Origin of the sequence: Streptomyces sp. NPDC048111 (assembly GCF_043202815.1) — a bacterium.
In the GTDB taxonomy this organism is placed as follows: Bacteria; Actinomycetota; Actinomycetes; order Streptomycetales; family Streptomycetaceae; genus Streptomyces.
Genome location: NZ_JBIDBD010000005.1, coordinates 222,671 through 243,368 on the forward strand (window position 1 = coordinate 222,671; position 20,698 = coordinate 243,368).

The 20,698-nt window shown below is 70.1% G+C and carries 17 protein-coding genes and 2 tRNA genes; 14 read left to right on the forward strand and 5 right to left on the reverse strand.

Going from position 1 to position 20,698, the window contains the following annotated elements; all coding sequences use genetic code 11:
- Positions 1–11: 11 nt before the first annotated feature.
- The 9 genes from dnaA (at position 12) to ACGF3I_RS12700 (ending at position 12,538) form a co-directional block, all read left to right on the forward strand.
- Positions 12–1,826 carry a chromosomal replication initiator protein DnaA gene (dnaA, locus tag ACGF3I_RS12660; protein ID WP_393131027.1) on the forward strand — a complete coding sequence of 605 codons (1,815 nt, stop codon included), beginning with the start codon at positions 12–14 and terminating at the stop codon, positions 1,824–1,826.
- An 872-nt stretch (positions 1,827–2,698) separates the two neighbouring features.
- Complete coding sequence (gene dnaN, locus ACGF3I_RS12665; protein WP_393131029.1) at positions 2,699–3,829, forward strand: DNA polymerase III subunit beta; 1,131 nt, start codon at positions 2,699–2,701, stop codon at positions 3,827–3,829.
- A gap of 131 nt (positions 3,830–3,960) precedes the next feature.
- Positions 3,961–4,836, forward strand: coding sequence for a phosphogluconate dehydrogenase (NAD(+)-dependent, decarboxylating) (gene gnd, locus ACGF3I_RS12670; RefSeq protein ID WP_393131031.1), 876 nt, complete (start codon positions 3,961–3,963; stop codon positions 4,834–4,836).
- A gap of 41 nt (positions 4,837–4,877) precedes the next feature.
- The gene (gene recF, locus ACGF3I_RS12675) at positions 4,878–5,999 is read left to right on the forward strand and encodes a DNA replication/repair protein RecF (RefSeq protein ID WP_393131033.1); all 1,122 of its coding nucleotides are present in this window, start codon (positions 4,878–4,880) and stop codon (positions 5,997–5,999) included.
- Positions 5,996–6,529: a DUF721 domain-containing protein gene (locus tag ACGF3I_RS12680; RefSeq protein WP_393131035.1), complete on the forward strand. Its 534-nt coding sequence runs from the start codon at positions 5,996–5,998 to the stop codon at positions 6,527–6,529. Before recF ends, ACGF3I_RS12680 begins: the two co-directional genes overlap by 4 nt.
- 474 nt (positions 6,530–7,003) lie before the next feature.
- The gene (gene gyrB / locus ACGF3I_RS12685) at positions 7,004–9,067 is read left to right on the forward strand and encodes a DNA topoisomerase (ATP-hydrolyzing) subunit B (protein WP_393131037.1); all 2,064 of its coding nucleotides are present in this window, start codon (positions 7,004–7,006) and stop codon (positions 9,065–9,067) included.
- 44 nt (positions 9,068–9,111) lie between these two features.
- Entirely contained in the window at positions 9,112–11,727 is a 2,616-nt protein-coding gene (gyrA, locus tag ACGF3I_RS12690) for a DNA gyrase subunit A (RefSeq protein WP_393131039.1), read from the forward strand.
- Between the two features lie 3 nt (positions 11,728–11,730).
- Positions 11,731–12,366 (forward strand): DUF3566 domain-containing protein, encoded by a 636-nt coding sequence (locus tag ACGF3I_RS12695; RefSeq protein ID WP_393131041.1) that lies wholly within the window; start codon positions 11,731–11,733, stop codon positions 12,364–12,366.
- Between the two features lie 98 nt (positions 12,367–12,464).
- Positions 12,465–12,538 (forward strand) — tRNA-Ile (locus ACGF3I_RS12700).
- A 364-nt stretch (positions 12,539–12,902) separates the two neighbouring features.
- Here ACGF3I_RS12700 and ACGF3I_RS12705 read toward each other — a convergent pair.
- Complete coding sequence (locus ACGF3I_RS12705; protein ID WP_393131043.1) at positions 12,903–13,271, reverse strand: DUF6344 domain-containing protein; 369 nt, start codon at positions 13,269–13,271, stop codon at positions 12,903–12,905.
- A gap of 221 nt (positions 13,272–13,492) precedes the next feature.
- On the opposite strand from ACGF3I_RS12705, the gene ACGF3I_RS12710 reads away from it, so the two are divergent.
- Together ACGF3I_RS12710 and ACGF3I_RS12715 are read left to right on the forward strand one after the other, a co-directional pair.
- Positions 13,493–13,627, forward strand: coding sequence for a DLW-39 family protein (locus tag ACGF3I_RS12710; RefSeq protein ID WP_003958712.1), 135 nt, complete (start codon positions 13,493–13,495; stop codon positions 13,625–13,627).
- Between the two features lie 191 nt (positions 13,628–13,818).
- Positions 13,819–15,078, forward strand: a complete 1,260-nt coding sequence (locus ACGF3I_RS12715) for a hypothetical protein (protein ID WP_393131045.1) — start codon at positions 13,819–13,821, stop codon at positions 15,076–15,078.
- A 7-nt stretch (positions 15,079–15,085) separates the two neighbouring features.
- Here the strand turns inward: ACGF3I_RS12715 and ACGF3I_RS12720 are convergent, their stop codons facing one another.
- Positions 15,086–16,624 (reverse strand): serine/threonine-protein kinase, encoded by a 1,539-nt coding sequence (locus tag ACGF3I_RS12720; protein ID WP_393131047.1) that lies wholly within the window; start codon positions 16,622–16,624, stop codon positions 15,086–15,088.
- Between the two features lie 33 nt (positions 16,625–16,657).
- The gene (locus ACGF3I_RS12725) at positions 16,658–17,206 is read right to left on the reverse strand and encodes a DNA-binding protein (protein WP_100575598.1); all 549 of its coding nucleotides are present in this window, start codon (positions 17,204–17,206) and stop codon (positions 16,658–16,660) included.
- 152 nt (positions 17,207–17,358) lie between these two features.
- On the opposite strand from ACGF3I_RS12725, the gene ACGF3I_RS12730 reads away from it, so the two are divergent.
- Positions 17,359–17,431 (forward strand) — tRNA-Ala (locus ACGF3I_RS12730).
- Between the two features lie 197 nt (positions 17,432–17,628).
- Here ACGF3I_RS12730 and ACGF3I_RS12735 read toward each other — a convergent pair.
- Entirely contained in the window at positions 17,629–18,345 is a 717-nt protein-coding gene (locus ACGF3I_RS12735; RefSeq protein ID WP_393131050.1) for a DUF5324 family protein, read from the reverse strand.
- Positions 18,346–18,663: 318 nt separating this feature from the next.
- Between ACGF3I_RS12735 and ACGF3I_RS12740 the strand changes: the two genes are divergently transcribed.
- Both ACGF3I_RS12740 and ACGF3I_RS12745 read left to right on the forward strand, forming a co-directional pair.
- The gene (locus ACGF3I_RS12740; protein WP_393131052.1) at positions 18,664–19,197 is read left to right on the forward strand and encodes a peptidylprolyl isomerase; all 534 of its coding nucleotides are present in this window, start codon (positions 18,664–18,666) and stop codon (positions 19,195–19,197) included.
- A gap of 85 nt (positions 19,198–19,282) precedes the next feature.
- Entirely contained in the window at positions 19,283–20,176 is an 894-nt protein-coding gene (locus ACGF3I_RS12745; RefSeq protein WP_393131054.1) for a rhomboid family intramembrane serine protease, read from the forward strand.
- A gap of 255 nt (positions 20,177–20,431) precedes the next feature.
- On the opposite strand, the gene crgA is transcribed toward ACGF3I_RS12745, so the two are convergent.
- Positions 20,432–20,686: a cell division protein CrgA gene (gene crgA / locus ACGF3I_RS12750; RefSeq protein ID WP_393131056.1), complete on the reverse strand. Its 255-nt coding sequence runs from the start codon at positions 20,684–20,686 to the stop codon at positions 20,432–20,434.
- Between the last annotated feature and the right edge of the window lie 12 nt (positions 20,687–20,698).

Below are 20,698 nucleotides of genomic sequence, written 5' to 3' on the forward strand. Positions count from 1 at the left end.
GAGCGTGCCCTGTGGCTGATGTACCTGCCGATCTTGCCGCAGTGTGGCCACGGGTGCTGGAGCATCTCCTCGGGGAGGGGCAGCAGGGCATCGAGCCCAAGGACAAGCAGTGGATCGAGCGGTGCCAGCCGCTCGCGCTGGTCGCCGACACCGCGCTGCTCGCCGTCCCCAATGAATGGGGCAAGCGCGTCCTGGAGGGCCGGCTCGCCCCGCTGATCAGCGAGACGCTGAGCCGCGAGTGCGGCCGCACCATCCGGATCGCGATCACCGTCGACGACACGGTGGGCGAACCCGCGCCGCCCGCGCCCCAGCAGCCCTCCCCGCAGCAGCAGCGCTACCAGGACGATCCGTACGGCCGGCCCGCCGACGACGGCCTGCCGACCGTGCGCCCCGCCTACCCCGGCGAGTACCAGCAGCGCCCCGAGCCCGGCGCCTGGCCGCGCGCCCAGGAGGAGCTCTGGCAGCAGCCCCGGCTGGGCGGCTTCCAGGACCGTGACGGCGCGAACGAGCAGTGGCGCGAGCCCTACGGCGCCCGTCCCCAGCAGCCCCAGCACGACTACCGCTCGCCCCAGCTGCCCGAGCGCGGGCAGTACGAGCAGGACCACGGCCAGTACGACCAGGGGCGCGGCGCCTACGAGCAGCCCAAGCAGCAGCCGTACGAGCAGCAGCGGCACGAGCAGCGCTCCGAGCGGCGCGAGCTGCCGGACGCGCAGCCTCCGCAGCGCGGCGGCTCGGGGCACCTCGCGCCCTCGCCGTCCGGCGGGGCGCCCGCGCAGGGCGGCCCCGGCGAGCCGCACGCGCGGCTGAACCCCAAGTACCTCTTCGACACCTTCGTCATCGGGTCCTCGAACCGGTTCGCGCACGCCGCGGCCGTCGCGGTGGCCGAGGCGCCGGCCAAGGCCTACAACCCCCTCTTCATCTATGGGGAGTCGGGCCTGGGCAAGACGCACCTGCTGCACGCGATCGGGCACTACGCGCGGAGCCTGTATCCCGGCACCCGCGTGCGCTACGTGAGCTCCGAGGAGTTCACCAACGAGTTCATCAACTCGATCCGCGACGGCAAGGGCGACACCTTCCGCAAGCGCTACCGCGATGTCGACATCCTGCTGGTCGACGACATCCAGTTCCTGGCGAGCAAGGAGTCGACGCAGGAGGAGTTCTTCCACACCTTCAACACGCTCCACAACGCCAACAAGCAGATCGTGCTGTCCTCGGACCGGCCGCCCAAGCAGTTGGTGACCCTGGAGGACCGGCTGCGCAACCGCTTCGAGTGGGGCCTGACCACCGATGTGCAGCCGCCCGAGCTGGAGACCCGCATCGCCATCCTCCGCAAGAAGGCGGTGCAGGAGCAGCTCAACGCCCCGCCGGAGGTGCTGGAGTTCATCGCGTCCCGGATCTCGCGGAACATCCGTGAGCTGGAGGGCGCGCTGATCCGGGTGACGGCGTTCGCCTCCCTCAACCGGCAGCCGGTGGACCTCGGCCTCACCGAGATCGTCCTGAAGGACCTGATCCCCGGCGGCGAGGACGCGGCGCCCGAGATCACCGCGAGCGCCATCATGGCGGCGACGGCCGACTACTTCGGTCTGACGGTGGAGGACCTCTGCGGATCCTCGCGCAGCCGCGTGCTGGTGACGGCCCGCCAGATCGCGATGTACCTGTGCCGCGAGCTCACGGATCTCTCGCTGCCCAAGATCGGCGCGCAGTTCGGCGGCCGCGACCACACGACGGTGATGCACGCGGACCGCAAGATCCGGGCCCTGATGGCGGAGCGCCGCTCCATCTACAACCAGGTCACCGAGCTCACCAACCGCATCAAGAACGGCTGACGCGACCGGTACGGACCGGCCGAAGGGCGCCCGGGAGGCCACTCCCGGGCGCCCTTCGGCGTTGTCGGAGCCCCCTTCGAACCGTGCGTACGCGGGCCAAGGACGCGTGTGTGCGAGTCCGCCGCACCAGCCGGTGTTCGAATACCGGCTGGTCAGAGGGGGTTCTCCACAGATCTGAGGACTTTCTTCCGTCCACACCCTGGGGAGGGCGAAGTTGTCCAGATTGCTTCCACAGGCGAGCCACCTGATACTCCATCACCCCAGGTCAACAGCCTGTGGATTTGTGGGCATCGCCGTTCCACAGCTTGTGGACGAATCCTCTGTCCACAGCCTGTGCATCACGTTGTCCACCGGCGGCCCACAGGTCTTGATCCGTTGTCCCCAGCTTCTCCACAGCCCTGTCCACTGTTCGGCAACGAAACACCCCGGCTCACCGGGGCGAGTGAAAGCCGTCACACGAAGGAGACGGGTTGGGCTGTGGGGAACCGGGGTAAAGCTGGGGACAGGGCTGGGGAGAACTACCCCTGTCCTGTGCACGGGATGTGCAGAACTTTCGGGTGTCCACAGAAACCCCGAGTTGTCCACGGGTTCCACCCACAGGGTCGGTGGACAAAAAAGCGGGTGTGACCTGCGCAAACGGGGTTATCCACGGTTTCCACAGCCCCTACTACTACTCCCACTTAGAGTTAGCTGGGAATCCGTTTCGAAGTGGGGCCTGTGCACAACTCGCCGCCGGAGCCTCCGGCACCGCTCGACGCGACTTGACCCCGACGCGCACCGACTGTCAGCGGCGTACGTCAGACTGGTCCCCGGCGATACAGCCGACGACGAAAGCCAGCAGGGCGAGCCAGCGACAGCAGGAGGCGGTTCCGGTGAAGATCCGGGTGGAGCGCGATGTACTCGCGGAGGCGGTGGCCTGGGTGGCCCGCAGCCTCCCGGCCCGTCCGCCCGCTCCCGTCCTCGCGGGCCTTCTCCTGAAGGCGGAGGACGGCGCGCTCAGCTTCTCCAGCTTCGACTACGAGGTCTCGGCGCGGGTCTCGGTCGACGCCGAGGTCGACGAGGACGGCACGGTGCTCGTCTCCGGCCGCCTGCTCGCCGACATCTGCCGCGCCCTGCCCAACCGTCCGGTGGAGATTTCCACAGACGGTGTACGGGCCACCGTGGTCTGCGGATCCTCCCGCTTCACCCTCCACACCCTCCCGGTGGAGGAGTACCCGGCGCTGCCGCAGATGCCGACCGCCACCGGCACCGTCCCCGGTGAGGTCTTCGCCTCCGCCGCGGCCCAGGTCGCCATCGCGGCCGGCCGGGACGACACGCTGCCCGTGCTGACCGGTGTGCGCATCGAGATCGAGGGCGACACGGTCACCCTGGCCTCCACCGACCGCTACCGCTTCGCGGTCCGCGAGTTCCTGTGGAAGCCGGAGAACCCGGACGCGTCGGCGGTCGCCCTGGTGCCCGCCAAGACGCTCCTGGACACCGCCAAGGCGCTCACGAGCGGCGACACGGTCACCCTGGCGCTCTCGGGCTCCGGCGCCGGCGAGGGCCTGATCGGTTTCGAGGGCGCGGGCCGCCGCACGACCACACGCCTTCTCGAGGGCGACCTGCCGAAGTACCGGACTCTTTTCCCCACCGAGTTCAACTCGGTCGCGGTGATCGAGACCGCTCCGTTCGTCGAGGCCGTCAAGCGCGTGTCCCTGGTGGCCGAGCGCAACACCCCGGTGCGGCTCAGCTTCGAGCAGGGCGTGCTGATTCTGGAGGCCGGCTCCAGCGACGACGCACAGGCTGTGGAAAGGGTCGACGCCAGCCTGGAGGGCGACGACATCTCGATCGCCTTCAACCCGACGTTCCTGCTCGACGGCCTGAGCGCGATCGACTCGCCGGTCGCCCAGCTGGCCTTCACCACCTCGACCAAGCCGGCCCTGCTCAGCGGCAGGCCCGCGCTGGACGCCGAGGCGGACGACGCGTACAAGTACCTGATCATGCCGGTGCGCCTGTCCGGCTGAGAGGCTTGAGGACGTGCGTCCCGGGCACCCGGGGCGTACGTCTGAGCGGCTGACCCCGCAGGTGTGTACGGGGGTCCCGGCGTAGGCTCGGACCCGGGTACGAAAACGCCTCAACGTCAAAGGATCATGTGATGGAGCTCGGTCTCGTCGGCCTCGGCAAGATGGGCGGCAACATGCGCGAGCGCATCCGCCGCGCAGGCCACACCGTCATCGGTTACGACCGCAACCAGGACGTCGCTGATGTCCACAGCCTCAAGGAGCTTGTGGACAGTCTCAAGGGCCCGCGCGTGGTGTGGGTGATGGTCCCCGCGGGCGCCGCGACGCAGTCCACGATCGACGAACTCGCCGAGCTCCTGTCGCCCGGCGACGTCGTGGTGGACGGCGGCAACTCCCGCTGGACGGACGACGAGAAGCACGCCGTCGAGCTGGGCCTCAAGGACATCGGCTTCGTCGACTGCGGTGTCTCCGGCGGCGTCTGGGGCCTGGAGAACGGCTACGCGCTGATGTACGGCGGCACCGCCGACGACATCGCGAAGGTCCAGCCGGTCTTCGACGCGCTGAAGCCCGAGGGCGACTTCGGCGCGGTGCACGCGGGCAAGGTCGGCGCCGGCCACTTCTCCAAGATGGTCCACAACGGCATCGAGTACGCCATGATGCAGGCCTACGCCGAGGGCTGGGAGCTCCTGGAGAAGGTCGACTCGGTCACCGATGTGCGCGAGGTCTTCCGCAGCTGGCAGGAGGGCACGGTCATCCGTTCCTGGCTGCTCGACCTCGCGGTCAACGCCCTGGACGACGACGAGCACCTGGACAAGCTCAAGGGCTTCGCGCAGGACTCGGGCGAGGGCCGGTGGACGGTGGAGGCGGCGATCGACAACGCCGTCCCGCTGCCCGCGATCACCGCTTCGCTGTTCGCCCGTTTCGCCTCCCGTCAGGACGACTCGCCGCAGATGAAGATGATCGCCGCGCTGCGCAACCAGTTCGGCGGCCACGCGGTCGAGTCCAAGTAGCAGCAACAGCAGTAGGTCAGCCGGGGGAGGTCGGCGACACCATGCACGTCACGCATCTCTCGCTGGCCGACTTCCGCTCGTACGCCCGGGTCGAGGTTCCCCTCGACCCGGGCGTCACCGCGTTCGTGGGGGCCAACGGACAGGGCAAGACCAATCTGGTCGAGGCCGTCGGCTACCTCGCCTCGCTCGGCAGCCACCGGGTCTCCTCGGACGCGCCGCTGGTGCGGATGGGCGCCGAGCGCGCCGTGATCCGCGCGGCCGTCACCCAGGGCGAGCGCTCCCAGCTGATCGAGCTCGAACTGAACCCCGGCCGCGCCAACCGGGCCCGTATCAACAGGTCCTCGCAGGTCAGACCCCGCGACGTGCTGGGGATCGTACGGACCGTCCTGTTCGCGCCGGAGGATCTGGCGCTGGTCAAGGGCGATCCCGGTGAGCGCCGCCGCTTCCTCGACGAGCTGATCACCGCGCGCTCTCCCCGGATGGCCGCCGTGCGCTCCGACTACGACCGCGTCCTCAAGCAGCGCAACACCCTCCTGAAGTCCGCCGCGATGGCCCGCCGGCACGGTGGCCGCGGCATGGATTTGTCCACCCTCGACGTGTGGGACCAGCACCTGGCCCAGGCCGGCGCCGAACTGCTCGCCCAGCGCCTCGACCTGATCGCCGCGCTGCAGCCGCTGGCGGACAAGGCGTACGAGCAACTCGCTCCGGGCGGTGGCCCGTTGAGCCTGGAGTACAAGCCGTCGGCGCCCGGCGACGGGCACACCCGCGAGGAGCTGTACGGCCAGCTCGTCGCGGCCTTCGCGGACGTCCGCAAGCAGGAGGTCGAGCGCGGTGTGACGCTCGCGGGCCCGCACCGCGACGACCTGCTGCTCCGGCTCGGCGAGCTGCCGGCCAAGGGGTACGCGAGCCACGGCGAGTCCTGGTCGTACGCGCTGGCGCTGCGACTGGCCTCGTACGACCTGCTGCGGGCCGAGGGCAACGAACCGGTGCTGGTGCTCGACGACGTGTTCGCGGAGCTCGACGCCCGGCGGCGCGAGCGCCTCGCGGAACTGGTGGCCCCGGGCGAGCAGGTGCTGGTGACGGCCGCGGTGGACGACGACGTTCCGGGGATCCTGGCGGGTGCCCGTTACGAGGTCTCGGCGGGCGAGGTGGCGCGGGTATGAGCGAGGGAGCCGAGCCGCCGAAGGTGCCCGAGGTGTCGGGCATCGATCTGGCGCGGGTCGCCCTGCGGGCCGCCAAGGAGCAGGCCAGGGCGCGGGGCGAGGCCGCGCAGCAGCGCCGGCAGGCGGGCCGGGGCGGGGGCCTGCGGTCCGGCGCCCGCGCGGACGGGCGCGATCCGCTGCCGCTGGGCGCCGCCATCAGCCGCCTGGTCAGCGAGAGCGGCTGGGAGACGCCGACGGCGGTGGCCGGGGTGCTGGGCCGCTGGCCGCAGATCGTCGGCGAGGAACTCGCCAACCACACCGTGCCCGGCCCGTACGACAAGGAGGACCGGGTCCTCGTCGTGCGGTGCGACTCGACGTCCTGGGCGACCCAGCTGCGGCTGCTCGCGCCCCAGCTGGTCGCGCGCATCAACGCCGACCTCGGCCACGGCACGGTCCGGCTGATCAAGGTGTACGGCCCGAGCGGCCCGCCGCAGCGCTACGGCAGGCTGCGCGCCCCGGGGAGCACCGGCCCCGGCGACACCTACGGCTAGGGCGCCGCAGCGCCCGTGCGCCGGTAACCGGGCGGAGGCCGCGTGCGCGGGCCCCCGCGCGTTCCAGGGTCCCGCGACCCCGCACTTTCTCGCGCCATCCGCAGGCCTGGGGCACCCGCTGTGACGTGCGAAAACAGGGTTCCGGGTGGCTCCGGCGGCGGGTGGTGGGCCTGAGGTGTCCCTCACGGTAGTCGGAGGTTGACAGGCCGAAGCGCTGAATGCCCGTGTGAGGCTCTTGGGGCCCCTCCCCTGATATGGGGAGTCGGTAGCCGCCCGCTCAGGGCGGCACATGCGGACTCAGGTACCGGCAAACCCCCATTCATGTCGGCGCTACCGGTAGACTGGTGGACAATCCCGCCTCTTCGCGGGACCCACCGAATGACGCGGTCGGACGCTCGCCCCCCGGGGGGTGGCGTCCGACGCTGACCATCGCTGAACGACGCAGCCGCCCTTGGCCTGTACAGGGGAAGGCTTGTGCTGTGCCAGAAAGGGCGCTTCGTGGCCGATTCCGGCAACCCCAACGAGAACACCCCGTCCACTGCCGTCGGCGAGAACGGCGAGGTCACCGCCTCGTACGACGCCAGCGCGATTACCGTCCTCGAAGGTCTGGACGCGGTCCGCAAGCGACCCGGCATGTACATCGGCTCGACCGGTGAGCGTGGTCTGCATCACCTCGTGTACGAGGTCGTCGACAACTCGGTCGACGAGGCGCTGGCCGGTCACGCGGACACGATCGACGTCACGATCCTGCCCGACGGCGGCGTCCGGGTCGTCGACAACGGCCGCGGCATCCCCGTGGGCATCGTGCCCTCCGAAGGCAAGCCGGCCGTCGAGGTCGTGCTCACCGTGCTGCACGCGGGCGGCAAGTTCGGCGGCGGCGGCTACGCCGTCTCCGGCGGTCTGCACGGCGTGGGCGTGTCCGTGGTGAACGCGCTGTCCACCAAGGTCGCCGTCGAGGTCAGGACCGACGGGTACCGCTGGACGCAGGACTACAAGCTGGGTGTCCCGACCGCGCCGCTGGCCAAGCACGAGGCCATCGAGAAGACCGGCACCTCGGTCACCTTCTGGGCCGACGGGGACATCTTCGAGACCACCGAGTACTCCTTCGAGACGCTGTCGCGGCGCTTCCAGGAGATGGCCTTCCTGAACAAGGGCCTGACGATCAGGCTGACCGACGAGCGCGAGTCGGCGCGTGCGGTCTCGGGTGCGGACTCCGCCGAGGAGGGCGAGGAGGCGCAGCCCCTCACGGTGACGTACTTCTACGAGGGCGGCATCGTCGACTTCGTGAAGTACCTCAACTCGCGCAAGGGCGAGCTGATCCACCCGACCGTGATCGACATCGAGGCCGAGGACAAGGAGCGTCTCCTCTCGGCCGAGATCGCGATGCAGTGGAACTCTCAGTACAGCGAGGGCGTTTACTCCTTTGCGAACACCATCCACACGCATGAGGGGGGTACGCATGAGGAGGGATTCCGCGCCGCGCTCACGGGCCTGGTCAACCGGTACGCCCGGGACAAGAAGCTGCTGCGCGAAAAGGACGACAACCTTTCGGGCGAGGATATCCGCGAGGGTCTGACGGCGATCATCTCCGTCAAGCTGGGCGAGCCCCAGTTCGAGGGGCAGACCAAGACCAAGCTGGGCAACACCGAGGCGAAGACGTTCGTCCAGAAGGTGGTGCACGAGCACCTCACCGACTGGTTCGACCGCAACCCCGTCGAGGCCGCGGACATCATCCGCAAGTCCATCCAGGCGCAGACGGCTCGCGTCGCCGCCCGCAAGGCGCGTGACCTGACCCGCCGCAAGGGGCTCCTCGAATCGGCGTCGCTGCCCGGCAAGCTCTCGGACTGCCAGTCCAACGACCCCACCAAGTGCGAGATCTTCATCGTCGAGGGTGACTCCGCCGGTGGTTCGGCGAAGTCCGGCCGCAACCCGATGTACCAGGCGATCCTGCCCATCCGGGGCAAGATCCTGAACGTCGAGAAGGCGCGGATCGACAAGATCCTGCAGAACACCGAGGTGCAGGCGCTGATCTCGGCGTTCGGTACCGGGGTCCACGAGGACTTCGACATCGAGAAGCTCCGCTATCACAAGATCATCCTGATGGCGGACGCCGACGTCGACGGCCAGCACATCAACACCCTGCTGCTGACCTTCCTGTTCCGCTTCATGCGGCCGCTGGTCGAGGCCGGACACGTGTACCTGTCGCGCCCGCCGCTCTACAAGATCAAGTGGGGCCGGGACGACTTCGAGTACGCGTACTCCGACCGTGAGCGCGACGCGCTCGTCGAGCTCGGCAAGCAGAACGGCAAGCGGATCAGAGAAGACTCGATCCAGCGCTTCAAGGGTCTCGGTGAGATGAACGCCGAGGAGCTCCGCGTCACCACCATGGACACCGAGCACCGGGTGCTCGGCCAGGTCACGCTGGACGACGCGGCCCAGGCCGACGACCTGTTCTCGGTGCTGATGGGCGAGGACGTCGAGGCACGCCGCTCGTTCATCCAGCGCAACGCGCGGGACGTCCGCTTCCTCGACATCTGACTCGGTCTGTCGCTGACCGCTTCGAAAGGACTTGAGAACCAGCAATGGCCGACGAGAACACTCCTACGCCCACTGAAGCCGCCGAGGCGGTCGCCGCAGCCGAGGAAGCCCTCGCCCTGCGCATCGAGCCCGTCGGGCTCGAGACGGAGATGCAGCGCTCCTACCTCGACTACGCGATGTCCGTCATCGTCTCGCGTGCGCTGCCGGACGTGCGGGACGGCCTGAAGCCCGTCCACCGCCGTGTCCTGTACGCCATGTACGACGGCGGATACCGGCCCGAGAAGGGCTTCTACAAGTGTGCCCGCGTCGTCGGTGACGTCATGGGCACCTACCACCCGCACGGCGACTCCTCGATCTACGACGCGCTGGTGCGCCTCGCCCAGCACTGGTCGATGCGCATGCCGCTGGTGGACTCCAACGGCAACTTCGGCTCCCCGGGCAACGACCCGGCCGCCGCCATGCGGTACACCGAGTGCAAGCTCATGCCGCTGGCCATGGAGATGGTCCGGGACATCGACGAGGAGACCGTCGACTTCACGGACAACTACGACGGCCGCAACCAGGAGCCGACGGTTTTGCCGGCGCGCTTCCCCAACCTCCTGGTCAACGGCTCGGCCGGCATCGCGGTCGGCATGGCCACCAACATCCCGCCGCACAACCTGCGCGAGGTCGCCGAGGGCGCGCAGTGGTACCTGGCGCACCCGGAGGCCTCGCACGAGGAGCTCCTCGACGCGCTGATCGAGCGCATCAAGGGCCCCGACTTCCCCACCGGCGCGCTGGTCGTGGGCCGCAAGGGCATCGAGGAGGCGTACCGCACTGGGCGCGGCTCCATCACGATGCGCGCGGTCGTCGCCGTCGAGGAGATCCAGAACCGCCAGTGCCTGGTGGTCACGGAGCTGCCGTACCAGACCAACCCCGACAACCTCGCGCAGAAGATCGCCGACCTGGTCAAGGACGGCAAGGTCGGCGGCATCGCCGACGTCCGCGACGAGACCAGCTCCCGTACCGGTCAGCGCCTGGTGATCGTCCTCAAGCGGGACGCGGTCGCCAAGGTCGTCCTGAACAACCTGTACAAGCACACCGACCTGCAGACCAACTTCGGCGCCAACATGCTGGCGCTGGTCGACGGCGTGCCGCGCACCCTCTCCATCGACGCGTTCATCCGCCACTGGGTGACGCACCAGATCGAGGTCATCGTCCGGCGCACCAAGTTCCGGCTGCGCAAGGCCGAGGAGCGGGCGCACATCCTGCGCGGTCTGCTCAAGGCGCTGGACGCGATCGACGAGGTCATCGCGCTGATCCGGCGCAGTGACACGGTCGATGTGGCGCGCGAGGGCCTGATGGGCCTGCTCTCCATCGACGAGATCCAGGCCAACGCCATCCTCGAGATGCAGCTGCGCCGGCTCGCCGCCCTGGAGCGCCAGAAGATCGTCGCCGAGCACGACGAGCTCCAGGCGAAGATCAACGAGTACAACGCGATCCTGGCCTCGCCGGAGAAGCAGCGTGCGATCGTCAGCGAGGAACTGGCCGCGATCGTCGACAAGTTCGGCGACGACCGGCGCTCGGCCCTGGTGCCGTTCGACGGTGACATGTCCATCGAGGACCTGATCGCCGAAGAGGACATCGTCGTCACCATCACCAACGGCGGCTACGTCAAGCGGACCAAGACCGAGGACTACCGCTCGCAGAAGCGCGGCGGCAAGGGCGTGCGCGGCACCAAGCTGAAGCAGGACGACATCGTCGACCACTTCTTCGTGTCGACCACGCACCACTGGCTGCTGTTCTTCACCAACAAGGGCCGCGTCTACCGAGCGAAGGCCTACGAGCTGCCGGACGCCGGACGCGACGCCCGCGGCCAGCACGTCGCCAACCTGCTCGCCTTCCAGCCGGACGAGAAGATCGCCCAGATCCTCGCGATCCGCGACTACGAGGCGGCGCCCTATCTGATCCTGGCCACCAAGGCCGGCCTGGTGAAGAAGACGTCCCTCAAGGACTACGACTCGCCCCGATCGGGTGGTGTCATCGCCATCAACCTGCGCGAGACCGCGGACGGGGCGGACGACGAGCTCATCGGCGCCGAGCTGGTGTCGGCCGAGGACGATCTGCTGCTCGTCAGCAAGAAGGCGCAGTCCATCCGCTTCACCGCCACCGACGACGCGCTGCGCCCGATGGGCCGCGCCACGTCCGGTGTCAAGGGCATGAGTTTCCGCGAGGGAGACGAACTGCTCTCGATGAATGTCGTCCGGCCCGGTACGTTCGTCTTCACCGCAACCGATGGCGGGTACGCGAAGCGCACCCCCGTCGACGAGTACCGCGTCCAGGGCCGCGGCGGCCTCGGCATCAAGGCCGCCAAGATCGTGGAGGACCGGGGCTCGCTGGTCGGCGCGCTGGTGGTCGAGGAAACGGACGAGATCCTCGCCATCACGCTCGGCGGCGGTGTGATTCGTACGCGAGTCAACGAGGTCAGGGAGACGGGCCGTGACACCATGGGCGTCCAACTGATCAACCTGGGCAAGCGCGATGCCGTCGTCGGCATCGCCCGTAACGCCGAGGCGGGCAGCGAGGCCGAAGAGGTCGACGGGGCCGACGACGCCGAAGGCGCTACTGCCGAGGCTGCTGCCGAGGGCGCCCAGCCCTCGGCCGGGGAGCACGAGGAGTAAAGCGTGAGTGGAGCCACGGGCGCCGGAGCGGCCGCTTCCGGAGCGAACGGTGCCCGTGGCCCTGCCGCGGACTCCCAGGGGGTAACGGTGACGGAGACCCGGGGGCCACAGGGCCGTACGGACTATGAGAGCGGGGCCCTGCCCGGCGAGCGCGACAAGTCGGCGCACGGCGGACAGCAGCCCTACCACCCGCCGCAGGCCTACCCGGCGCCGCAGCGCGGCGCCGACGGCGTGCGCCGGCCGCGGACGGGGGCGCGCACGGTGCCCCGGACGCGCAAGGCGCGGCTGCGGGTGTCCAAGGCCGACCCGTGGTCGGTGATGAAGGTCAGCTTCCTGCTGTCCATCGCACTCGGCATCTGCACGGTCGTCGCGGCCGCGGTGCTGTGGATGGTGATGGACGCGATGGGCGTGTTCTCCACGGTCGGCGGCACGATCAGCGAGGCAACCGGCTCGAACGAGTCCAACGGCTTCGACCTGCAGTCGTTCCTCTCGCTGCCGCGGGTGCTGCTCTTCACGTCGATCATCGCGGTGATCGACGTGGTGCTCGCCACCGCGCTGGCGACGCTCGGCGCGTTCATCTACAACCTCTCGGCGGGCTTCGTGGGCGGCGTCGAGCTCACCCTGGCCGAGGACGAATAACCGCAGGCCCGGGGCCGACCGGCTATCGATTTTGGGACTGGCCGTCCCGTGCGCTAATCTTCAGAGGTCAGCGCGCGGGACATCCCGAAAAGCGCGGCGGGGCTATAGCTCAGTTGGTTAGAGCGCATCCCTGATAAGGATGAGGCCACAGGTTCAAATCCTGTTAGCCCCACAGTGACGAAGACCCCCGAGGCGAGAGCCCGGGGGTCTTCGGCGTTCCTGGGACAGAGGGGGCAGGGGGGCGGGCCCGCTCAGGAACCGTCCGGTGCTGCGGGCGTGGCGCGGGCCCGGCCGTTCCTGGTGAACCCGCCGCACCTGTCGGCCCGTCGGACCCGTCGGATCTGCCGTCACCCTCACCGACGGGCCACCCCGGGCACCGGCCACCCCGGTCGCCCGGGCCGCGCACGTCCCGTCGTACGCAACGCAGTCCAGTCCCGCCGTACGCAACGCAGTGCATGTCCCGGTGTCGGGCACACCGAAGAGCCCGGCAACTCGGGGGAGTTGCCGGGCTCGCAGCTCGGGCGGAGCGGGGTGGGTCAGGGGGAGGTGGCCTCGGCCGGTTCCTCGACCGGGTCCTCGGCGGCGGTGTCGCCGTCCGCCGCCTGGTCGTCGGCCGCGTCACGGACATCGGCGCGGTGCCGGGAGGAGGGTGAGGAGCCGTGGGCCTCGGCCCGGATGCGCTGCTTCATCGTGGGAGGCAGGGCGGACGCGGCGGGCAGGGCCCATTGCACGGACGGCGCAACGGGTGTGGCCGGTTCGCTGCGGTTGTACGTCACGTCGTGCTGCGGTACGGAGGCCGCGGGTGCGGCGGCCGTTGCCTGGCCGGCCAGGCCGAGCGTGGCGAGGAGGGCGACAAGCGCGCCGATGAGTGCGGTCCACCAGGTCGTGATCTTGTTCGCAGCCATGATTCCTCGCCTCTTCCGTAAGCAGTGTGTGCTGTTGGGTTGCCCGAATTGCGTTGTATCTGATGATGTGCGGGGGGCGGCGTGGGAGCGAGGAGCGACGCACCGTATCGACGGATCTTCCGATGAACTACACACGGATGGAGCATCACCGTTGGATATCGCTCGGTGTGTATAGTCGGGCGGCAGAGGTCCCTTACGTCAAGGAAAGACGAGGTCGCGCGGTGAAGAAGCTTCTCCTGGTCGCACTGGCTGCCATCGGCGGGCTCCTCGTGTACCGCCAGATCCAGGCGGATCGCGCCGAGCAGGATCTGTGGACGGAGGCGACCGACTCCGTGCCCGCAGGTTCGGGTGTGTGAGACCGAAAGACCCGGTTGCGAAGCCCCGGCCACTGAGGTGGCCGGGGCTTCGTGCTGTCCCGGGGTCGGACCCGGGCACGAGTGAGTTCACGTGAGCGAAGAGTTGACTTGCGAGAGCAAAGGCGGGGCGGGGCGACGTGAGGTCGAGGCACTGCGGTTCCGGGGCAAGGGCACGGAGGACGGCGGCGGCGGTGCTCGCGCTCGGCGCGCTCCTCGCGGCACCGGGGCCCGCACACGCGGCAGAGTCGTCCCCTTCGTACCGGTTTCCCGATGACGTACGGGACGTGACGGGCGGCGCGCGGAGCGTCGGCGCGCCCCTCCTGAAGGCCGGCACCGCCTACAGGTCGGTCATCAAGCCCGGTGGCAAGCTCTATTTCCAGCTGATTCTGGACAACCGCGAGGAGGCGTACGCCTCGGCGGTGGCCGTGCCGGGCCCGGCGAACGCGAAGCTCGCCTACGGCGACTCCCTCAAGGTGTCGATCCAGGACGCGGACGGCGAGGACTGCGACTCCCAGCGGCGTTCCATCGGCTCCGCGCAGTACCCGCATCCCATCGCGGCCACGGCCTACCGCGCGCTGCGCACAAGCCTGTCCTCCTGTCAGGAGGGCGGCACCTACACCATGGTGGTGGAGCGTCAGGACGAGCCGTCCTCCACGCCGTCGGACTGGGTCCTCGACCTGCGCGTCACGACCGAGCCCACGCGCGGCGGGACCGGCCCGAGCACCGCCCCCACCGGCTGGCCCTCGGCCTCACCCGCCCCACCCGCCGGCGCACCGCGTCCGATCCACGGCGGCACCGGCTTCCACGACGCGGCCGAGCTGTCGTCGGGGCAGTGGAAGGACTCCCTGCGGCCCGGCCAGACGCTGTTCTTCCGCGTGCCGCTCGGCTGGGGCCAGCAGGTGTTCGCCGACGGAGATCTGGCGAACATCGACGCGGCGAAGGACGGCTACGTCGGCACCGCCCTCTCCCTCCAGCTGTACAACCCCCTGTGGGCACCGGTGACGGGAGCCTCGGCGCCGTACGACGGAAAGCGGAAGGGGGCCGCGCTCGACGCGCTCGCGCCGGTCGCCTACGAGAACCGCTACGCGCCGTCGGACGACACCTCGGCGATGCGGATCGACGGCTCCTATTTCCTGGCCGTGTCGCTCAGTCCCGAGGTCGGCCGGACCTTCGGCGAGGGCCCCTACGGCCTGACGCTGCGTCTGACGGTGCGCGGCGCCGCACAGTCGGGACCGGCCTACCGGGGCCCGGCGCCCGACCTCGGTGCGGGCCCGTCCGCCGCGCACGGCTCCGCCGCCGACAAGAGCTCGATGAAACGCCTCGCGGCCCTCGGTATCGGCACGGGCACGGTCCTGGTGGCCGGGCTCGGCGTGTGGACGCTGGTGGCCCGCAGGCCCGTGGCGTCCCCGGGCCCGGGGCGCCGGGGGGCGAGGCCGCCCGAGGCCCGGTAGCCCGGGTTCACACGCGGGTCAGCGCCCAGATGCCCACGGCGAAGCACACCAGCGCGACGAGGAGCACCGGCACCACGACCTGCACGGGCGGACCCGGCCGCCTGGCGTGACCCGACACCGGCCCCTGCCCCGGCTGCGCCGCCCGCTGAGGCTCCGACTGGTGCTGCTGTTGGTGTTGGTGCTGGTGCTGGTGCGCCGGAAAGGCCCCGAACGAGGCTCCCTGAACGGGAACTTGGGGCGGCGGCGCGGCATTGAGGGACGTCGCGGTGTACGGAGCGGTCGCGGGCGTGGGCGGCGTCTGCTCGTACGGCGGAGGCGGATACGCCGGGCCGGCCTGGACCGGGTACGGATACGCATACGGGGATGGGGACGGGGCCTGGACAGGGGAAGGCGCCGGGTTCGCTGCCGAGGCGGGCGCCCGGGTGGACGGTGTGGGCGGCTGGAGCGGGGCCGGAGGGAGGCCTCCGGGGCCGAAGCCCTGGAGGGCCTGGCTCGGCGCCGCCTGCGATGTTTGGAACGGGACGGACGCAGAAGGCAGGTCACCTTCGGCGGAGGCACCCGCACCCGCCGGGCTGCCCCCCGCAGAGGCACCCGCGCCCGCCGCGCCGCCTTCGGCGGAGGCACCCGCACCCGCCGGGCTGCCCTCTGGTTCCGCCGGCCCCGCCCGCTCCGGCCCGTGTTCGGTGAAGCCGGGTGGCAACGGGCCGATCTGGTCGAAGACCTCGACGGGCTCCTCGTCCGGATCCTGCTCGGGGAGCAGCTCGACCGCGGAGGCCAGCGCCTTGCGCGCCCCCGTGGCGGTACGGAACCGGTTCTGCGGATTGGGCTGCAGGAGTCCGGCGAGCACCTGCCAGAGGGGCTCGGGTATGCCCTGTGGGGCGCCCGGGGTGCCGTGGGCGGCGAAGTACTCGACGAGGGCGCGCGCGTCCGGCTTGCTGCCCTCCAAGAGGTACAGGGCGACCAGACCGACGGCGAACAGGTCGGCGGGGAAGTCGGGTTCGGCGCCCATCATCTGCTCGGGCGCGAAGTAACCGGGCGTCCCCACCACGTAGTTGGTCTCGGTCAGGCGGGGCTCGTCCTTGCGCAGGGAGATGCCGAAGTCGGAGAGACGGAGATGGGGCCGGCCGCTCCCGGTGGCCTCCAGGAGGATGTTCGCCGGTTTGATGTCGCGGTGCACGACACCCTCGGCGTGCACCGCGGCGAGGCCGGCGAGGAGCTGGTCGAGCAGGACGCAGACGAAGCGCGGCGGCAACGGCCCGTAGTCACCGATGAGATGGGCCAGCGATCCCCCGCCGACCAGGTCCATGGTGAACAGGACCTTGTCGTCGTCGGCGGCCCAGCTCGCGGGTGCGAGCACGTGCGGGTGGTCGATCCTGAGGGCCTGCTCCCGGACGAACCGCAGCAGGGTGTGGGCGTCGCTCTGCTGGAGCACCTTGGCCGCCACATAGCGGCGGCGGCGCCGGTCCCAGGTGCGCCAGACGGCTCCGGCCCCGCCCCGTCCGACCGGGTCGACCAGCTCGTACCGGCCGGCGAAGACCTCGCCCACCCGACGCCCCCCCCCAGGATCGATCGACCGTTGTCAGCTCTGGTGCGCCTCGTAGTGCGAGACCGCCTCCGCGGTACGCCCGGCGCCGTACACCCGGAGGAACTCTGCCAGCTCGGGGTGGGCGGGGGCGAGGGTGTCGGCGGCGTCGATGATGTCCCCCGCGGCCGCCACGGAACGCAGCAGCGACTGGATCTCGCGCACCACGCGGCGCACCGTCGGAGCACCTGAACTGGACGTCGTCTGGCCGGTGTTGGTCAGCACCGAGCCTCCCTGCGACTTCTTGATCTCTTCCATGCGGTCGGTGGCCTCGACGGCGCTGACGCTGCCGTCGGCGACCTGTCCCGCCAGGTCCTGCAGGGCCTGGACGCGCTGCACCACGGCGGGATTGCCGATCTTGGCGCGCTGACCGCTCATCAGCTGCGACAGCATGGGAGCCGAGAGCCCCAGCACAGCGGCGAGCCGGGCCTGGTTGAGCCCGAGGTCGTCTATCAGCCGGCGGAAGAGCGCCCCCAGCGGCTCCCCGTACCAGCTCCGCTGAAGCTCTCTGGCTCTTGCGGTCGCTTCCTGCTGTGCTGCGTCCATTGCGCGTCTCCCCATCGCTTCCCCAGTGAGGCCGCTTCACGGGTGCGAACCTCGCCGAGCATCTTACGGAGAGTGGTCGTTCACCGGGAGTCCCAATCCTTTTGCGAGATCCCCCGCTGCACCCGGTACTCTGGTCCCGCACCACCTCACCCGGGGCCTTAGCTCAGTTGGTAGAGCGCTGCCTTTGCAAGGCAGATGTCAGGAGTTCGAATCTCCTAGGCTCCACAGCCCGGAGGCCCTCCGACCTGCGAAAACGCAGGCTGGAGGGCCTCTTTGCACGCCCGGCCGCCGGGGGGATGCCCAAGGGTGCCGCGCCCCCGGACAGGCCGGACGCCCGGCGGCCACAGTGGGCCGCCGGGCGTCCGGCGCGGTGCGTGTTCTCGGTGCGGGCCCGGCGCCCCCCCTGCTCGGCGCCGGCGCGCTCAGTGGCGCTTGTCGTCCTCCGCGGCTTCTGCCGCCTCGGCCGCGGCCTGCTTGGCCTCGACCTCGGGGTCGAGGACGTCGTCCGCGGTCGTGCCGTCCACCGAGCTGAGCGGCGGGCGGTCGACGACCTCGGTCGGCTCCGGGGGCTCGACCAGCCAGTCGGGGTTGGCCTGCTTGTCCCACCAGCGCCAGGCCGCGAACGCCCCGCCGGCGACGACGCCGAGGATCAGGAAGCCCTTCGCGGCCTTGGCCGCCCCCGCCCTGCGACGGTGCTTGCGGGCGAGCTTCTGGATCTCCTTGGTCGTCACCTGGCCGCGCAGCGCGGCGAGTGCCGCCGCGGAGCGGGCCATGGCCTCCTCGCGCAGCGGCTGGGCGGCCGCCACCGCCTGCTCCACACGCGGCGCCGCGTAGTCGGCGGCCTGCCGGGCGGCCCGGCGCGAGCGCTCGGCGGCTTGGTGGGCCACCTCGTCCACCCTCGGCGGGACGCGCGGCGCCACATGCGCGTCGTACTGGTGCCGGGCCTGACTGCGCGCCTGGGCAGCGGCCTTGGACACCTTGGGGGCGACGCGGACGCGCGCCTCCTGGGCGTAGTGCTGGGCATACTGCGCGGCCTGCTGCTTGGCCGAGTCGGCGTAGGGCGCCACCACTTCCGCGGCGTGCAGCACGCTCTCCTTCGCCGTTCCGGTTGCGGCGCGCACGCTCTCCATGCGGGTCACGTGATCCTCCTCCTTGGTGGCGGTTCGGTATGTCGCCTTTCCACCCATCTCGAAATCATGCCTGTCCTGCGAGTACCCGGCATGTGCGGAAAGGCATCCGGGTGGGCGGCGCGTGTTTGGAGCAAATCGCGGGGCGTGGTGCGGGACGGGGTGCTGCTGGGGGAGCTCGCCGACGACAATGCCACGGTTGGGGGCGGTACGGGAGCGTTCGGCGGGTATCTGTCGGTAACCGGGCGCTTTCCCTCCGGCGCCGCCGTCCGTGCGAGGATCGTGGGACGTCAGCACCCGACCGATGCAGACCAACGAGGAAGGCAGATCGTGGCCGAGCAGCTTTACGCCACCCTGAAGACCAATCAGGGCGACATCGAGATTCGGCTCCTGCCGAACCACGCACCCAAGACGGTCAAGAACTTCGTGGAACTCGCCCAGGGCGAGCGCGAGTGGGTCAACCCGGCCACCGGCCAGAAGACCTCGGACCGCCTGTACGACGGCACCGTCTTCCACCGCGTGATCAGCGGCTTCATGATCCAGGGCGGTGACCCGCTGGGCAACGGCACCGGCGGCCCCGGCTACGAGTTCGCCGACGAGTTCCACCCGGACCTCGCCTTCGACAAGCCGTACCTGCTCGCGATGGCCAACGCCGGCCCGGCCACCAACGGCTCGCAGTTCTTCATCACCGTGTCGCCCACCGCGTGGCTGACCCGCAAGCACACGATCTTCGGCGAGGTCTCGAACGACGCCGGCCGCAAGGTCGTGGACGCCATCGCCGCCGCCAAGACCAACCCGCGCACGGACCGCCCGGTCCAGGACGTGGTCATCGAGTCCGTCGTCGTGGAGACCCGCGAAGGCTGAACTCCGGCTCCACGGGGAACCTTTCCGCCCCGCTCGTCCGTATGACGAGCGGGGCGGAGCTGCTGCACCAGGACGAGGGAGCCCGATGAACCAGGACCAGCACCAGGACCAGGCGGGGCAGGCCGGCCCGCCCAGCTGCTATCGCCATCCCGGGGTGGCCACGGGCATCAGCTGCACCCGCTGCGAGCGCCCGATCTGCCCGCAGTGCATGGTCAGTGCCTCCGTCGGCTTCCAGTGCCCGGAGTGCGTACGCTCCGGCTCCGGCACCGGCCACGCCCCCTCCGCCAACCAGCCGCGCACGGTGGCCGGCGGGGCGCTCGCGGCCGGCGACCCGCAGCTGGTCACCAAGATCCTCATCGGGCTCAACCTCGCCGCGTTCCTGGTGCAGCTGGTGGTGGGGGACCGGTTCACGGACGCCTTCTACCTGCTGGGCCATACCTTCGTGCCGGGCTTCGAGGGCACCCAGGGCGTCGCCGACGGCCAGTGGTACCGCCTGCTGACCTCGATGTTCCTGCACGGCGGCTACCTCCACATCGGCTTCAACATGCTCAGCCTGTGGTGGCTCGGCGGGCCGTTGGAAGCGGCCCTCGGGCGGGTCCGCTACCTGGCGCTGTACGTCGTCTCGGGTCTGGCGGGCAGTGCGCTGACGTATCTGCTCGCGGCCCCCAACGCGCCCTCGCTCGGCGCCTCCGGCGCGATCTTCGGTCTGTTCGGCGCCGTGGCGGTGCTGATGCGGCGGCTGAAGTACGACATGCGGCCGGTCATCGGCCTGCTCGTGGTCAACCTGATCTTCACGTTCTCGTGGTCGGGCATCGCCTGGCAGGCGCACGTGGGCGGTCTGGTGGCCGGCGTCCTGGTCGGCATCGGCATGGTGCACGCCCCGGCCGAGCGGCGGAACCTGGTGCAGTGGGGCACCTGCGCCGCCGTGCTCGCGGCCTCGCTCGCCCTCGTCCTCATCCGTACCGCGCAGCTCACCTGACCACAGCGGGTACGAGCTTTCCCCAGAGTTGTCCACAGAGGGTGCACGGTTCTGTGCACCGGGTGGGGAACGACCGCGCCCCTCACCCCTGACCTGGTGCTTTCCAGGCGGGGCAAGGGGCGATCGAGAGAGGACGGCCGGTGGAACCAGTCACACCGGCGTCAACCTCCCGGAAGTTATCCACAGATGGTCTGAGTTATCCACTCCCCGTGGATAGCGCTGTGGATAACTAGGGGCAGAGCTTGCGCCGGGGCGCTACTTCCACTGGGTCGAGACGCCGAAACCGCCCGCGATGAAGCCGAAGCCCACGACGATGTTCCAGTTGCCGAGCGCCTTGAGGGGCATGTCCCCCTCGGTCACATAGAAGAGCACGATCCAGGCGAGCCCGATGAGGAAGAGCGCCAGCATCACCGGGGCCACCCAGCCGCGGCTGCCCAGTTTGAGGGCGGTCGCCTGCTTCGCGGGCGGCGGCGTGAAATCGGCCTTCTTGCGGATACGTGACTTCGGCACGAGGGACTCTCC